This window comes from Agromyces sp. NPDC004153 (assembly GCF_053603635.1).
This window is the reverse complement of record NZ_JBSGFY010000001.1, coordinates 2,624,407-2,640,831: the sequence shown is the minus strand read 5'-3', so window position 1 is coordinate 2,640,831 and position 16,425 is coordinate 2,624,407. Positions and strand designations below refer to the sequence as shown.

Below are 16,425 nucleotides of genomic sequence, written 5' to 3'. Positions count from 1 at the left end.
GGGTCAACGAGCCAGCAAACCCGATCGCGCGGGCGCTGTCGATGGGGAGGAGTCACCATCCCCGACACAGCAGCGTACCCGGCGGCCGCGACGCCGCCGGGTACGTTCCGGTCGCTGCTGGAGCCCTAGGGGCGGATCGGCTGCGGCCCCGCCGCGAGCTCGCGGTCGTAGGCCTCGCGGGCCAGGCGGTTGCGCTCGGTGACCGCGCGGCCGCGAGAGGCGACCCAGCCGCCGAGCCAGATCGTGATCTCGCGGGCGAGGATGCCCGCGATGAGGGCGAACGGGTCGAGCCAGCGCGCCCGGATGAAGTCGTTCGCCTGCTCGATCGTCATGGTCCAGGCCTCGACGGTCAGCAACGCGGCGCCGATGTAGGAGAGGTACACGAACACGCCGACCAGCAGGCCGAACACGGCGTAGTACCACCAGGCGCCGCGGTTCACGACGGCGGCGAGGAGGGTGAAGCCCACGAACGTCGCGATGATCGGCACCCAGTAGACGGGCTGCGCCGCGAACTGGACGAACACCGTCGCGGCCCGCGTCGGGTCGCTCTGCGCGAGCAGCACGAGGTAGCCGATGCCCGCGTACAGCAGGGCGAAGACGGCGGCCGCGACGAGCGCGACGACCACGCCGAACCCCCGGTTGCCGCGGGACTTGGGCGGGTTCGGCGCCTGCACGTAGACGGTCTGCGGGGCGGCGAGCGCCGTGGGCACGGCGTCGGGCTCGGGGGCGAGCGTCGCCGCGCCGGCAGCGGTGCCGGCGGCGACCGTCGCGGCGGGCACGTACGTCTCGCGGCGCACGCTGCCGGCGGGCACGGGCTCGGGGGCGCCGTGCTCCCCCACGTCGTCGGATGCCACGGGCTCGGCGTTCGCCCGCTGCACCGCCGCGTCGAGCCGCGACGTGTCGTCGGCGGGGGCGGATTCCGTCACCACGGGTGCCGCGGGCGCCGGCTCGGGCTCCGGCGCGGCGGCGCGCTCGGATGCCGCGGGCTCGGTCACCACCGGCTCGGGCTCGCGTTCGGGCTCGGTCACCGCCGGCTCGGGCTCGCGTTCGGGCTCGACCTCCGGCGCGGCGTCCGCCGACCGCACGTCGGACTCGGACGAGACGGCGGGCTCGGGCTCGGGCTCCGCCGGGGCGTCGGGCGCGGATGCCGCGGCCGCGTCATCGGCGCCGAGCGGCTCATGCGCGCCCGTGTCGGCCGACGCGTCGTCGACCGACGGCTCGTGGTCGACGGCGTCGGGGTCGTGCGGGCGCTCCGGGTCGGATCCGGGAGTCGTGCTGCTCATGATCGCGCTCCTTCCGGGCGCCCTCGCACCCGCGACTGGGCTCACTGTAGCAACGGGCGCACGCCCCGCCGCGGAGCCGCGCGGGCGTCGTTCAGCCGAACAGTGCCGTCACGATGTCCTGCGTGTAGCCGGTCGGACCGCTGCCGCCCCAGCGCGTGGCGATCCAGATCCCCTCGCGCACGAAGTGCGACTCGCCCCACGCCTCCCCGCCCTCGTCGCCCTCGACGACGCAGCGCGTCCCGCCCGATTGGTCGTAGCAGTCCATCCCGGTCGTGACGAGGTAATCGAGCGTGCTGCCCTGCTGCTCGGGGGTGAGCGACGCGACGCTCGTGACCAGGAAGACATGTCCTGTTCCGCTCTCGGGCACCCAGTTGCATTCGAGCTGCGTCGTGCCCTCGAGCATCGTCACGAGGCCGACGTCGTTGCTCCCCCACCGCTTGAACCCGCTCGCGGGGTCGTCGATCCACGCCGGGTTGAGCACGCGCGGCGCGAGGTCGGCCGACCAGTCGCGGGTGTAGATCGCGTCGCACGACGACGGGATCGCGACGACCGCGGGCGCCGGCTCCGGCGGCGGCTCCGGCGCCGGGGCGGTCGTCGGCGGAGCGGACGTCGAGGCGGCGGCCGTCGTCGGCGTGGACGTCGACGCGGCATCCGTGGTGCCCTCGGGTGCGAGCAGGGCGACGACGAGCACCACGGCGATCGCGGCGAGGAGCAGCCCGGCGGCCAGTGCGAGCCAGAACGACGGCCGCCGCGCGAGCGGCGGACGAGGGGCGTCGGGCACCTGCGTCAACGGAGATCCTTCCGTCGGAGCGGCTCGAGGTCGAGTCGTCGTGCCCGAATGGTACCGCTCGGGCGGCACCGCCCGCCCGTCATCCGAGCGGCGGGTTCGCACGTCCCCGGCACGACGAAGGGCCCCGGAATGCTCCGGGGCCCTTCGTGCGGTTCGGCGACTAGCTGTAGTTGCCGGGGGTGAAGTCGTCGCTCGAGAACGCGTCGAAGTCGACGAAGCTGAGGTCGCCCTCGGCGAAGGCCGCGTCGTCGGCGAAGATGCGGTTCGGGTAGCGCTCCGCCTTCGCCTCCTCCGTAGCCTCGACCGCGACGCTCCGGTACTTGTTCAGACCGGTGCCTGCGGGGATCAGCTTTCCGATGATCACGTTCTCCTTGAGGCCGACGAGCGGGTCGGACTTGCCCTCCATGGCGGCCTGCGTGAGCACGCGGGTCGTCTCCTGGAAGGACGCGGCCGACAGCCACGACTCGGTCGCGAGCGAGGCCTTGGTGATGCCCATGACCTCCTGGCGGGCCGACGCCGTCTTCTTGCCCTCGGTGAGCGCGGCACGGTTGATCTCGTTGTACCGCGAGCGGTCGACGAGCTCACCCGGCAGCAGCTCGGTGTCGCCGTGGTCGACCACGGTGACCTTGCGGAGCATCTGGCGGACGATGACCTCGATGTGCTTGTCGTGGATCGGCACGCCCTGCGAGCGGTACACGTCCTGCACGCCGTCCACCAGGTGCTTCTGCACCTCGCGGACGCCCTTGACCCGGAGGACCTCCTTCGGGTCGACGGTGCCGACGATCAGCTGCTGGCCGAGCTCGACGTGCTGGCCGTCCTCCACGAGGAGGGTCGAGCGCTTGAGCACGTTGTACGCGATCGGCTCGTCGCCGTTGTCGGGCGTGAGGATGACCTTCCGCTGCTTCTCGGTCTCGTCGATCGTGATGCGGCCGGGGGCCTCGACGATCGGCGACGCGCCCTTGGGGGTGCGGGCCTCGAAGAGCTCCTGCACGCGGGGAAGACCCTGCGTGATGTCGTCGGCCGAGGCCGAGCCACCGGTGTGGAAGGTGCGCATGGTGAGCTGGGTGCCCGGCTCGCCGATCGACTGGGCCGCGATGATGCCGACGGCCTCGCCGATGTCCACGAGCTTGCCGGTCGCGAGCGAACGGCCGTAGCACTTCGCGCAGACGCCGACCGCGGACTCGCAGGTGAGGACCGAGCGGACCTTGATCGACTCGACGCCCGCCGCGATGAGCTCGTTGATGAGCACGTCGCCGACGTCGGAGCCCGCCTCGGCCACGACCTCGCCCTTCGCGTTCACGGCGTCGGCCGCGAGCGAGCGGGCGAACACCGAGTTCTCGACGTTGGGGTCGCGCACGAGCTCGCCCGAGGCATCCGTCGTCGCGATCGGCAGGTCGAGGCCCTTGGTCGTGCCGCAGTCGTCCTCGCGGATGATGACGTCCTGCGAGACGTCCACCAGACGACGGGTCAGGTACCCCGAGTCGGCGGTGCGGAGCGCGGTGTCGGCGAGGCCCTTGCGGGCACCGTGCGTGGCGATGAAGTACTCCGCCACCGACAGCCCCTCGCGGTACGAGGAGATGATCGGACGCGGGATGATCTCGCCCTTCGGGTTGTTCACGAGGCCTCGCATGCCGGCGATGTTGCGCACCTGCAGCCAGTTGCCTCGAGCGCCCGAGGTCACCATGCGGTTGATGGTGTTGTCGGTCGGGAAGTTCTCCTGCATGGCCCGGGCGACCTCGTCGGTGGCCTTGGTCCAGATCTGGATGAGCTCCTGGCGACGCTCGAGGTCGGTCGTGAGGCCCTTCTCGAACTGCGACTGCACCTTGGCGGCCTGCTTCTCGTACTTCGAGACGATCTCGCCCTTGTTCGGCGGCGTCACGATGTCGGAGAGGGCCACGGTCACGCCCGAGCGGGTCGCCCAGCGGAAGCCGGCGTCCTTGATGCGGTCGAGGGTCGCGGCGACCTCCGTCTTCGGATAGCGCTCGGCGAGGTCGTTGACGATCGACGAGATCTGGCCCTTGCCGGCCTGCTGGTTGAAGTACGGGTAGTCCGCCGGCAGCGCCTCGTTGAAGAGCGCACGACCGAGCGTGGTCTCGAGGAGGAACGGCTTGCCGGACTCGAAGCCCTCGGGCTCCTCGCCCTCGGCGAAGTGCAGGTCGTCGAGGCGGATCCGCACCTTGGCGTTGAGGTCGAGCTCGAGCGCGCCGAAGCGGTTCTGGTCGAACGCGAGGATGGCCTCGGCGATCGACGAGAACGCACGGCCCTCACCCGCTGCGCCGTCCTTCTGCGTCGTCAGGTGGTGCAGGCCGATGATCATGTCCTGCGAGGGCAGGGTCACCGGACGGCCGTCCGACGGCTTCAGGATGTTGTTCGACGCGAGCATGAGGATGCGGGCCTCGGCCTGGGCCTCGACCGACAGCGGCAGGTGCACGGCCATCTGGTCGCCGTCGAAGTCCGCGTTGAACGCGGCGCAGACGAGCGGGTGCAGCTGGATGGCCTTGCCCTCGACGAGCTGCGGCTCGAACGCCTGGATGCCGAGTCGGTGCAGGGTGGGCGCGCGGTTCAGCAGCACGGGGCGCTCGCGGATGATCTCCTCGAGCACGTCCCACACCTGCGGACGCGAACGCTCCACCATGCGCTTGGCAGCCTTGATGTTCTGCGCGTGGCTGAGGTCGATGAGGCGCTTGATGACGAACGGCTTGAACAGCTCGAGCGCCATCTGCTTGGGCAGGCCGCACTGGTGCAGCTTGAGCTGCGGGCCGACCACGATGACCGAACGGCCCGAGTAGTCGACGCGCTTGCCGAGCAGGTTCTGGCGGAAGCGACCCTGCTTGCCCTTGAGCATGTCGCTCAGGGACTTGAGGGCGCGGTTGCCGGTGCCCGTGACGGGGCGACCACGACGGCCGTTGTCGAACAGCGCGTCGACGGCCTCCTGCAGCATCCGCTTCTCGTTGTTCACGATGATCTCGGGGGCACCGAGGTCGAGCAGGCGACGGAGGCGGTTGTTGCGGTTGATCACGCGACGGTACAGGTCGTTGAGGTCGGACGTCGCGAAGCGGCCGCCGTCGAGCTGCACCATCGGGCGCAGCTCGGGCGGGATCACCGGGACGACGTCGAGCACCATCGCGGCGGGCGAGTTGCCCGTGGCGAGGAACGAGTTGACGACCCGGAGGCGCTTGATCGCGCGGATCTTCTTCTGGCCCTTGCCCTCGGCGATCTGCAGGTGCAGGTCCTCGGCCTCGGCCGCGAGGTCGAACGCCTCGAGGCGCTTCTTGATGGCCTCGGCGCCCATGTAGGCGTCGAAGTACATGCCGAAGCGGTCCTGGAGCTCGTGGAACACCGAGTCCTCGGGCTTGAGGTCGCCGACCTTGAGGGTGCGGAAGTCCTCCCACACGCGCTCGAGGTGCGCGATCTGCTCGTCGGCCGACTTGCGGACGCCGGCCATCTCCTTGTCGGCGGCCGCCTCGGCGCGCTTGCGCACGTCGCTCTTGGCGCCCTCGGCCTCGAGCTCGGCGAGCTCGGCCTCCTTGCGGGCCATCAGCTCGGCGATGCGCGCGTCGCGCTGGTCGCCGATCGTCTTGATCTCGAGGCGGAGCTCGTTCTCGAGGCCGGGCATGTCGGCGTGACGACCCTCGTCGTCGACGTCGATGACCATGTAGGCGGCGAAGTAGATGACCTTCTCGAGGTCCTTCGGCGCCATGTCGAGCAGGTAGCCGAGGCGCGAGGGCACGCCCTTGAAGTACCAGATGTGGGTGACCGGGGCGGCGAGCTCGATGTGGCCCATCCGCTCACGGCGCACCGAGGACTTCGTGACCTCGACACCGCAGCGCTCGCAGACGATGCCCTTGAAGCGCACGCGCTTGTACTTGCCGCACGCGCACTCCCAGTCGCGGCTGGGGCCGAAGATCTGCTCGCCGAAGAGGCCGTCCTTCTCGGGCTTGAGCGTGCGGTAGTTGATGGTCTCGGGCTTCTTGACCTCGCCGTAGGACCAACGACGGATGTCGTCGGCGGTGGCCAGACCGATGCGAAGCTCGTCAAAAGTGGTTGCGTCGAGCAATTTCTCTCCTAGAAAAAAGTCTCTGTCGTCGTTCTGGCCGGGGATCAGATCTCGTCGATGTTCGACGACTCGAAGCGCGCGGAGATGTTGATGCCGAGCTCCTCCGCTGCGCGGAAGGCCTCGTCATCGGTGTCGCGCAGGCTCACCGCGGTGCCGTCGGCCGAGAGGACCTCGACGTTCAGGCAGAGCGACTGCATCTCCTTCATGAGCACCTTGAAGGACTCGGGGATGCCGGGCTCCTGGATGTTCTCGCCCTTGACGATCGCCTCGTACACCTTGACGCGGCCGAGGATGTCGTCGGACTTGATCGTGAGGAGCTCCTGGAGCGCGTACGCGGCGCCGTAGGCCTCGAGGGCCCACACTTCCATCTCACCGAAGCGCTGGCCGCCGAACTGCGCCTTCCCACCGAGCGGCTGCTGGGTGATCATCGAGTACGGGCCGGTGGAGCGCGCGTGGATCTTGTCGTCCACGAGGTGGTGCAGCTTCAGGATATACATGTAGCCGACCGAGACCGGGTACGGGAAGGGCTCGCCGGAGCGACCGTCGAAGAGCTGCGTCTTGCCGCTCGAGTCGATGAGCCGCTCGCCGTCGCGGTTGGGGAGCGTCGAGTCGAGCAGGCCCGCGATCTCCTCCTCCAGCGCACCGTCGAACACCGGGGTCGCGACCTTCGTGCCGGGAGCGGCCTCGTGCGCCGCCTCGGGCAGGCGCTTCGCCCACGTCGGCTTGCCCTCGACCTTCCAGCCCTGCTTGGCGACCCAGCCGAGGTGGGTCTCCAGCACCTGGCCGAAGTTCATGCGGCCGGGGATGCCGAGCGGGTTGAGGATGACGTCGACCGGGGTGCCGTCGGCGAGGAACGGCATGTCCTCGACCGGCAGGATCTTCGAGATGACGCCCTTGTTGCCGTGACGGCCCGCGAGCTTGTCGCCCTCGGTGATCTTGCGCTTCTGGGCGATGTAGACGACCACGCGCTGGTTGACGCCCGAGCCGAGCTCGTCGTCGCCGTCCTGCGCGTCGAACACCTTGACGCCGATGATCGTGCCCTGCTCGCCGTGGGGGACCTTCAGCGACGTGTCGCGCACCTCGCGGCTCTTCTCGTTGAAGATCGCTCGGAGCAGGCGCTCCTCGGCCGAGAGCTCGGTCTCGCCCTTCGGCGTGACCTTGCCGACGAGGATGTCGCCGGGACGCACCTCGGCGCCGATGCGGATGATGCCGCGCTCGTCGAGGTCGGCCAGCAGGTCGGGGCTCACGTTGGGGAGGTCGCGGGTGATCTCCTCCTTGCCGAGCTTGGTGTCGCGCGCGTCGACCTCGTACTCCTCGATGTGGATCGAGGAGAGGACGTCGTCCTTCACCAGGTTCTGGCTGAGGATGATCGCGTCCTCGAAGTTGTGGCCCTCCCACGGCATGAACGCCACGAGGAGGTTCTTGCCGAGCGCGAGCTCGCCGTTGTCGGTCGCGGGACCGTCGGCGATGACCTCGCCGGCCTCCACGCGGTCGCCTGCGGAGACGATGACGCGGTTGTTGTACGACGTGCCCTGGTTCGAGCGGTCGAACTTGCGCAGGTAGTACGTGTCGGTGCCGCCCTCGTCGAGCTGCACGGTCACGAAGTCGGCCGAGACCTCGGTGACGACGCCCGCACGGTCGGCGGTGACCACGTCACCCGCGTCGACCGCGGCGTAGCCCTCCATGCCGGTGCCGACGAACGGCGAGTCGCTGCGGAGCAGCGGCACCGCCTGGCGCTGCATGTTCGCACCCATGAGGGCGCGGTTGGCGTCGTCGTGCTCGAGGAACGGGATGAGCGACGTGGCGACCGACACCATCTGGCGCGGCGAGACGTCCATGTAGCCGATCTCGTCGGCGGGGAACAGGTCGACCTCGCCGCCCTTCTTGCGGGCGAGCACTCGGTCTTCCACGAAGTGGCCGTCGGCCTTGAGGGGCGCGTTGGCCTGGGCGACGATGTAGTCGTCCTCCTCCATCGCGGTGAGGTAGTCGATCTGCTCGGTGACCTTGCCCGTGACGACCTTGCGGTACGGCGTCTCGATGAAGCCGAACGAGTTGATGCGCGCGAACGACGCGAGCGAGCCGATGAGGCCGATGTTCGGTCCTTCCGGCGTCTCGATCGGGCACATGCGGCCGTAGTGCGAGGGGTGCACGTCGCGGACCTCGACGCCCGCGCGGTCGCGCGAGAGGCCGCCGGGGCCGAGCGCCGAGAGGCGGCGCTTGTGCGTGAGGCCGGCGAGCGGGTTGTTCTGGTCCATGAACTGCGACAGCTGCGAGGTGCCGAAGAACTCCTTGATCGCCGCGACGACGGGTCGCACGTTGATCAGGGTCTGCGGGGTGATCGCCTCGATGTCCTGCGTCGTCATGCGCTCGCGGACGACGCGCTCCATGCGGCTGAGGCCGGTGCGCACCTGGTTCTGGATGAGCTCGCCCACCGCGCGGATGCGACGGTTGCCGAAGTTGTCGATGTCGTCGACGTCGAGGCGGATCTCCACGTCCTGGCCGCCGCGGCGGCCGGGCAGCGTGGGGCGGTCCTCGTGCAGGGCGACGAGGTACTTGATCGTGGCGACGATGTCCTGCACCGTGAGCACCGAGTCCGTCAGCGGGGCCTCGAGGCCGAGCTTCTGGTTGATCTTGTACCGGCCGACCTTGGCGAGGTCGTAGCGCTTCGGGTTGAAGTAGAAGTTGTCGAGGAGCGCACGCGCGGCCTCGGCGGCGACCTGCTCGCCCGGACGCAGCTTGCGGTAGATGTCCTTGAGCGCCTCCTCCTTGGTGAGGATGTTGTCCTTCTCCAGGGTGAGCGCGATGGACTCGTAGCCGGCGAACTCCTCGAGGATCTCCTCGGAGGTGAGGCCGAGGGCCTTCAGGAAGACCGTGACCGACTGCTTGCGCTTGCGGTCGATGCGGACGCCGACCTGGTCGCGCTTGTCGACCTCGAACTCGAGCCACGCGCCGCGGCTCGGGATGACGCGCGCCGAGTAGATGTCCTTGTCGGAGGTCTTGTCGGGGGTGCGCTCGAAGTAGACGCCGGGCGAACGGACGAGCTGCGACACGACGACGCGCTCGGTACCGTTGATGACGAAGGTGCCCTTGGGGGTCATGAGCGGGAAGTCGCCCATGAACACCGTCTGGGTCTTGATCTCGCCCGTGAGGTGGTTCATGAACTCGGCGTTCACGTAGAGCGGGGCGGAATAGGTCTTGCCCTTCTCCTTGCACTCATCGATCGTGTACTTCGGCGGCTCGAGCTCGGGGTTCGTGAACGAGAGCTGCATGGTCTCGCCGAGGTCCTCGATGGGGGAGATCTCCTCGAAGATCTCCTCGAGGCCGGTGGCCTCGGGCAGGTCCTGACGACCGGCCTCGACCGCCGCCTCGACGCGCGCCTTCCACGCGTCGTTGCCGACGAGCCAGTCGAAGCTCTCGGTCTGGAGGGCGAGCAGGTCGGGTACCGTGAGGGTGTCGGTGACCTTTGCGAACGAGAGGCGGCTTGCACCGCGTCCGTTCTTGGGGGTGGGCGTGGTTGCGTTGCGCGCAGCAGCCAAGTGAATTAACCTCCATCGGCCCCGTCGGGCCGGTTCACTGTCGGTAGCGGAGAGTAGGACCCCCGAGACGTGTCGCGATTGCCTGAGGTCATGAACCCCGGCACGCGAAAGCCGACCACAATATGAAGGCAGGGTAGGTCTGGGAGCGCAAAGAACAACTATATGTCATGCGACGCGCCATGTCCAGTTGAAATCTTGACTGGTCCGCCGATGTCCGGTATAACCCCGCGACGCCCCCGCTGATTCCCGCCCGACGCCTCCGCTGATTCCCGCCCGACGCCTCCGCTGATTCCCGCCCGCGCCCGTGCGACGGACGCCCGTCGACGCCACGACGCCCCGCCGGTGAGGGGGCCGGCGGGGCGTCGGGCTGTGCGTGGAGGCGCGTCGGCGTGGTCAGGCGCCCCACTCGATCCGTACGGTGTCAGGCCGGCCGGGCACCATGCTCACGTCGACCGTGGAGCCGGGCGTCACACGGGCGAGATGCAGCGGGGCGACCTGCTCGGTGCGCGTCACGGGCAGCGGGAACCCGTTCGGCATCGCCACGACGAGGTCGAGCTCGACCACGACGTTCATGCCGATGACCATCGGCAGCTGCCGCGCGTCGACGACGTTCGCCGTGGCGTGCAGACGCACGGCCTCGAACGCCGCCTCCTCGGGCTGCGGGGTGGTCGCCGCGAGGACGCGGCTCGCATCCTCCATCGAACGGCTCGCGGCGGCCATGGAGGCGCCGACGTCCATCCGGTCGTAGGCCGCGTTCGCCTGGCGGGTGAGCGTCGTGAGGTCCTTCAGGAAGCCCATCTCACACCACCGCGTAGATTTCGTTGAACGTGCGGCCGACGCCGCGGTCGGCCTGGATGCGCGCGCCCCAGCCCGCCTGCGCCTCGGCCCACGAAGCCGGGTCGACGCCGAACATCCCGGCGACGAGGGGCAGCTTGGTCTCGTCGTACTGGTAGGCGGCGATGCCCTTGACGATGCGCGCGTACCGGTCGAGGTCGACGCCCGCGATGGGCTCGAGGTTGCCCGGCTGCGGCTGGGCGGTCATCGCGTGCACCGCCTGCGCATCCATCCGGGCGCGATACGCCTCGGACTGGGCGGCGAGGGCGTCGGCCTGGGCGATGAGGCCGGGCGCGGCCTGGACCATCTTGGCCATGTCGCCGAACTGCTTGAACATCTTCATCATCTGCTCCTTGAGGGTGCGTGCCGGGATCGCCCGGTGTCGGTGTTCGTGTGGTTGTGGGTCAGTGCCGATCGGCGGCGAGGCCGATCCGCGTGGCGGATGCGGCGATCGGCGCCTGCGCCGGTGCGACGTCGTACTCGGCGACCGCGCGCTCGACGTAGGCCTCGAGCTCGACGAGCCGCGCGGATGCCGCGACCCGCGCCTCGCCGGAGGCCCCGCGATCGCTCGCCGAGACGCCCGCCGGCGCCGCGACGAGCGCCACGGTGGTCGCGAGCACCCCGACGAGGCCGAGTGCCGCGAGCCGCGCGGTGATCGTGCGACGCGCGTCGCTGGCCGACTCGGGCACGTGGGTGGTGGATCGCATCTCGCTCGCTCCTGCTGGTCGTGGGCTGCGGGGCCCCCGGCCTCGCGGGCAGCGTCGGCTGCCGGAGATCAGCTTCGTTCGGCGACGTGCGCTCGCGGATGGGCAGGTGCTGCTCATTCGCATCGGGAGGGCGTTGCTCACGTCGCGGCATCCGTTGCTCATGCGACGACGGCGATTGCTCAGGGAGGTGCTTCCGTTGCTCATCTGGACCACCCGTTCGGGGGACAGCGGTGCCCTGCTCCGGCGAGGGGCGAGGTCGTACAGTGAGTCCACCGGCGTCGCCGGGAACCGAGGGTGAGGGTGTCGGTGGAACCTGGTGAGTCGGGGGGCGCGCCGCGCGGGCTCGACGAGGCGTGGCCGCTGGTCGGCCGGGACGCGCTCGTCGATCGCGGCGTCGCCGCGCTCGCGGCCCCGGCACGGACGGTGCTGCTCTACGGCCCCTCGGGCATCGGCAAGACCCGGGTGATGCAGGCGGTGACCGAGCGCCTCGGCGACGACGACTGGTGCGTGCTCACGGCGAGCGGCAACACGGCCCTCAGCGCGGTGCCCCTCGGCGCCCTCGCGCCGGTGCTCGCGGGAGACCCGGTCGCGATGGTGACGGCGGCGGGCGACCCGATCGCGCTCTACGCCGCGGCGAGCGCCGCCGTTCGCGAGGTCGCGGCCGGACGGCGCACCATCCTCGCGGTCGACGACGTCTCAGCGGTCGACTCGGTGTCGGTCGCGCTCATCGCCCAGCTCGTGGAGTCGGGCGTGCTGCGCCTCATCGGCACGGTGCGCGAGTCCGATCCGGTGCCCGAGGGGCTCCTCCCACTCGCCGCCGCCGGCGACGCGGTGCGCCTCGACATCGCGCCGCTCGACGTCGACGAGGTCGGCGAACTGCTCACGCGCGTGCTCGGGGGGCCGATCGCGCATCGCGACGCCGTCGAGCTGCACGCCGTCTCGCATGGCAATCCCCTCTTCCTCCGCGAGCTCGCGATCGGCGCGGCCGACGCCGGTTCGCTCGTCTCGGCCGACGGACTCTGGCAGCTCGTCGGCGAGCCCGTCGGCACGCCCGCCCTCCGCGACCTCATCCGCGCCCGGCTGCGCGTGCTCGGCGACGACGAGCGCGACACGGTCGAACGCCTCGCCCTCTGCGAGCCGCTGGCGTTCGACGAGTTCGCCCGGCCGGGTGCGCCCGAGGCGCTCGCCAGGCTCGAGATGCGCGGCCTCATCCGCGTCGACGAGTCGGGTGCCCGGATGCGGGTGGGACTGGCGCATCCGCACTACGCCTCGGCCGTGCGCGACAGCATTCCGCGGCTCCGTTCCGTCTCGCTCCTCCTCGAGCAGGCCGACCTCGTCGCCAGCCGGCCGATGACCCCGGCCGACGAGCTCCGGGTGGCGATCTGGCGACTCGACGCCGGCCGTCCGTCCGACGCCGGCGTGCTCGCCCGTTCGGCGTCGCTCGCCCGCCTGGCCCACGATCGCCGTACCGCAGAGCGCCTCGCCGCCGCGGCCGTGGCCGCCGGCGCCGACGACGCGGCGGCCCTCCTGCTGCACGGCGAGCTGCTCTGGTCGCTCGGCCGGGCCGAGGACGCGCTCACCGTGCTCGCGCGCGCCGAGGAGCGCGCCGTGGCCGACGACGACCCGCCCGAGCTGCTGGCCGCGATCGGCGCGGCCCGCGCCGACGTATTCGGCGGCGACCCGCTCGGCAGCGCCCGCGGACTCGAGCTGCTCGAGTCGCTCGAGGACGCGCTCCCCGGACAGTCGGCGACGATCGCGCTCAGCAAGGCGGTGCTCCTCGTCAACCTCGAGTACGCGCACGACGCGCTCGCCCATGTCGACTCCGCAGCAGCGGTCGCGGGCGACAGCACGTTCGAGCAGGCCGTGCTCGACCTGTCGCGTGCGATGCCGCTGGTGACGCTGGGACGCGACGCCGAGGCGATCGCGGCGGCCGAGCGCGCCGTGCGGTTCGCGAAGGGCGACCGCTCGGTCCTCGTGCCCCGGCGCGCCGAGCTCGCACTCGCGCACGTGCTCATCGCGGCCGACCGGCTCGACGACGCCCGGGCGACGGTCATCGAATCGCTGCACGACGCGATCCGGCACGACGACGCCCTGACCGCCCGGCTCGACGAGTTCATGATGGGCCGCATCTTCTGGCAGCTGGGACGCCTCGACACCGCCGCGCGCTGGTTCCGCGACACGGTCGGCGGCGCCGAGCTGCACGGGCCGAAGTCGCTGCGCGAGTTCGCGCGCTGCTTCCTCGCGATCGTCGCGGCCGAGCAGGGCGACCTCGCGCGCGCACGCGAGCTGCGCGCGCAGGTCATCGCGGGTCTCGACGAGGACAACTCGGTCACCGCGCTCGCCGACGCCTGGATCGCCGTGGGCGAGGGGCGCCCGGATGCCGCGGCCGCCACGATCCTCGCGCGCGTCGACGTGATCGAGCAGCGCGGCGCCGTGAGCGTGGCGGCGGGCCTGCTGCACCACCTCGTGCGGTTCGGATCGCGCGCCCACGCGCGCACGGCGGCCGAGCGGCTGGCGCGGCTCGCGGCGGCATCCGATTCGCCGGCCGTGCGCCGTCGGCTCGCGCACGCCAGGGCGGAGGCGGCCGCCGGCGCGGCCGATCTGCGAGCGGTGGGCGCCGAGTGGGAGTCGATCGGGCACCTGCTCTACGCGGCCGAGGCGTACGCGTCGGCCGGGCAGGCGGCTCGGGCGGCGGGCCACGGACGCGAGGCGACCGCCGACCTGCAGCGCGCGGCGTCGCTCGCCGCCGGCTGCGAGGGCGCACGCACGCCGCTGCTGCGGTTCTCCGACGGCGCCGAGCCGCTCACGCCGCGCGAGCGCGAGATCGCATCGCTCGCGGCACAGGGGCTCAGCTCGAACGAGATCGCGACGCGCCTCTTCCTCTCGCCGCGCACCGTGAACAACCACCTGCAGTCGACGTACGCGAAGCTCGGCATCCGCGGACGGCACGAGCTCCGGGCCTGAGGGCCGCGGGCCGGCTCAGGCGGTGACGACCTCCGCCCGCGCCTCCTCGAGCCGCTCGCCGACCGCGGTCACGGCCTCCTTCGCCACGCCGAGGTCGGCGAGGCTCGTGAGCAGGGTCGACACCATCGTGTCGAACGCGGCATCCGTGATCGCGAGGTCGGCGTGCGCGTCACGAAGGCTCCGGCCCGAGAAGACCTGCGGTCCGCCGAACGCGGCCGTCAGGAACGCACGCTGGTGGGCCTTGAGTCGATCGAGGTCGATGCCCTCGAACCAGCGGCCGAGCTCGTCGTCGGCGGTGATGCGGTTGTAGAAGACGGTGACCGCCGTGCGCACCCCGTCAGGGCCGCCGAGCTGCTCGTAGACCTCGGCCATGCCGCCTCCTCCTCGTCGCGTGGTCCCAGTGTCGGGCATTCCCGGCCGGAGCGCATGAGCAACGATTGCTCACCCGGCGCGCCGCCGCCGGATCGTGGCACGATGCAGGCATGGCGCCACCGCGCATCGAGTTCGAGGCCGACGTGTTCTCCCCCACCGGGATGACGCTCCTCGTCGACGGCACCGCGCAGTCGCACGTCGATCCCGACGATCCGACTCGCCTGTTCTTCGAGTACGTGCGCCGCATCGGCCACGTGCTCGACGCCGTGCGCACGCCGGGCGAGCCCATCCGGGCGCTGCACCTCGGCGGCGGCGCGTTCACGCTCCCGCGCTACGTCGCCGCGACCCGGCCCGCCTCCACGCAGGTCGTCATCGAGCACGACGCCGAGATCGTCGACCTGGTGGCCGACCGGCTGCCGCTGCCCGCCGACGCCGACATCGCGGTGCTCGTCGCCGATGCCCACGGCATGCTCTCGGCGCTCGCGGCGGCCCGCCGGTTCGACGCGGTCGTCGTCGACCTCTACGCGGGGCTCGACGCCCCGGCCTTCGTCGACGAGCCGGCCTTCATGGGCGGATGCCTCGCGCTGCTGTCGCCCGGAGGGCTGCTGGCCGTGAACGTGGCCGACGCCGCCGGGCTCACCCGCCTGCGCGCGCAGGTGCGGGCGCTGGCGCTGGCGCGAGCGGATCCCGGCGCCGACCTGCTCGTCGCGGGCGACCCGACCGTGCTCTCGGGCGCGGAGGAGGGGAACGCGATCCTCGTCGCAGCGCCCGACGGGCTGCCGCCCGGCCTCGAGGACCGGCTCGCGCTGAGCGGCCCGTTCCCGGCGACGGTGCTCACGGGGCACCGGCTCGACGCCGCGCTCTGGGGCGCCTGCTGAGCTCGGCGAGCTGCGAACGGCTCCGAGCGGATGCCGCACACGCCTCCGGTCGCGCACGAGGCGGGTAGCGTGGCATCCGTGCCCGACCTCGAACGCCGCCTCGCCGTGAGCGGCCACGTCGCCCGCCTCGAGGAGTCGCGCAGCGCGCCCGGATCGTGGACGCTCTTCGTCGACGGCACGCCGCAGTCGCACGTCGAGCTCGACCGGCCCGACTGGCTCGGCTTCGAGTACGTGCGGCGCATCGGCCACGCCGCCGACCTCGTGCGTCCCGACGGCGAGGCCATCACGGCACTGCACCTCGGCGGCGGCGCGCTCACCCTGCCCCGCTACATTGCGGCGACCCGGCCCGGCTCCCGGCAGCAGGTGGTCGAGCTCGAGAGCGACCTCGTCGAGTTCGTGCGCGAGCACCTGCCGCTCCCCCGCGGTGCGCAGGTGCGCATCCGGCACGGGGACGCGCGCGAGGTGCTGCAGAAGCTGCCGGCGGGCCTCGACGGCGCGGTCGACCTCGCGGTCGTCGACATCTTCTCGGGTGCGCGCACCCCCGCCCACGTGACGAGCGCCGAGTTCTACGGCCTGCTCCAGCCGCGACTCGCGCCGGGCGGCATCGTGGCGGTGAACGTCGCCGACGGCGCCGGGCTCGCGTTCGCCCGCTCGCAGGCGGCGACGCTGGCGCACGTGTTCGAGCACGTCGCCATCGCGGCCGACACGTCGATGCTGAAGGGCCGACGGTTCGGCAACGTCGTGATGTACGCGTCGGCCGACGAGCTGCCGTTCGCGGGCCTGCCGCGACGGCTCGCGAGCGACCCGGCCCCGGCGAAGCTCGTCGACGGCGACGAGCTCCGCCGGTTCATCGCCGGCGCTCCGGTGGTGACGGATGCCACGGCGGTGCCGTCGCCGCCGCCCGCGCGTTCGGTCTTCCTGTCGAAGCCCGGTCGCTGACCGCGCGGTGCGCGCCGCGCCGACGGCTTCGCGCAGGAATCCCGTGACGCCGGTGGAATCCCGTA

General features: G+C 71.4%; 11 protein-coding genes. 3 read left to right on the top strand and 8 right to left on the bottom strand.

Annotated features, from left to right (window positions below; translation table 11 throughout):
- Positions 1-125: 125 nt before the first annotated feature.
- The 7 genes from ACWEOH_RS12450 to ACWEOH_RS12420 form a co-directional block, all read right to left on the bottom strand.
- The gene (locus tag ACWEOH_RS12450; RefSeq protein WP_452031348.1) at positions 126-1,283 is read right to left on the bottom strand and encodes a hypothetical protein; all 1,158 of its coding nucleotides are present in this window, start codon (positions 1,281-1,283) and stop codon (positions 126-128) included.
- A gap of 91 nt (positions 1,284-1,374) precedes the next feature.
- Entirely contained in the window at positions 1,375-2,073 is a 699-nt protein-coding gene (locus ACWEOH_RS12445) for a hypothetical protein (protein WP_452031347.1), read from the bottom strand.
- 160 nt (positions 2,074-2,233) lie between these two features.
- Positions 2,234-6,130 carry a DNA-directed RNA polymerase subunit beta' gene (gene rpoC / locus ACWEOH_RS12440; protein WP_452031345.1) on the bottom strand — a complete coding sequence of 1,299 codons (3,897 nt, stop codon included), beginning with the start codon at positions 6,128-6,130 and terminating at the stop codon, positions 2,234-2,236.
- Positions 6,131-6,174: 44 nt separating this feature from the next.
- Complete coding sequence (gene rpoB, locus ACWEOH_RS12435; protein ID WP_452031343.1) at positions 6,175-9,666, bottom strand: DNA-directed RNA polymerase subunit beta; 3,492 nt, start codon at positions 9,664-9,666, stop codon at positions 6,175-6,177.
- A 393-nt stretch (positions 9,667-10,059) separates the two neighbouring features.
- Positions 10,060-10,464: a hypothetical protein gene (locus ACWEOH_RS12430; protein WP_452031341.1), complete on the bottom strand. Its 405-nt coding sequence runs from the start codon at positions 10,462-10,464 to the stop codon at positions 10,060-10,062.
- A 1-nt stretch (position 10,465) separates the two neighbouring features.
- A complete protein-coding gene (locus ACWEOH_RS12425; protein WP_452031339.1) occupies positions 10,466-10,843 on the bottom strand; it encodes a hypothetical protein in 378 nt (125 codons plus the stop codon).
- Positions 10,844-10,904: 61 nt separating this feature from the next.
- Positions 10,905-11,207 (bottom strand): hypothetical protein, encoded by a 303-nt coding sequence (locus ACWEOH_RS12420; protein ID WP_452031337.1) that lies wholly within the window; start codon positions 11,205-11,207, stop codon positions 10,905-10,907.
- 306 nt (positions 11,208-11,513) lie between these two features.
- On the opposite strand from ACWEOH_RS12420, the gene ACWEOH_RS12415 reads away from it, so the two are divergent.
- Positions 11,514-14,171 carry a LuxR C-terminal-related transcriptional regulator gene (locus tag ACWEOH_RS12415; protein ID WP_452031335.1) on the top strand — a complete coding sequence of 886 codons (2,658 nt, stop codon included), beginning with the start codon at positions 11,514-11,516 and terminating at the stop codon, positions 14,169-14,171.
- Between the two features lie 15 nt (positions 14,172-14,186).
- Here the strand turns inward: ACWEOH_RS12415 and ACWEOH_RS12410 are convergent, their stop codons facing one another.
- Positions 14,187-14,543: a group I truncated hemoglobin gene (locus tag ACWEOH_RS12410; protein WP_452031333.1), complete on the bottom strand. Its 357-nt coding sequence runs from the start codon at positions 14,541-14,543 to the stop codon at positions 14,187-14,189.
- Between the two features lie 110 nt (positions 14,544-14,653).
- On the opposite strand from ACWEOH_RS12410, the gene ACWEOH_RS12405 reads away from it, so the two are divergent.
- Together ACWEOH_RS12405 and ACWEOH_RS12400 are read left to right on the top strand one after the other, a co-directional pair.
- Positions 14,654-15,421, top strand: coding sequence for a spermidine synthase (locus ACWEOH_RS12405; RefSeq protein ID WP_452031331.1), 768 nt, complete (start codon positions 14,654-14,656; stop codon positions 15,419-15,421).
- Between the two features lie 78 nt (positions 15,422-15,499).
- Complete coding sequence (locus ACWEOH_RS12400) at positions 15,500-16,360, top strand: spermidine synthase (RefSeq protein WP_452031329.1); 861 nt, start codon at positions 15,500-15,502, stop codon at positions 16,358-16,360.
- The last annotated feature ends 65 nt before the right edge of the window (positions 16,361-16,425 follow it).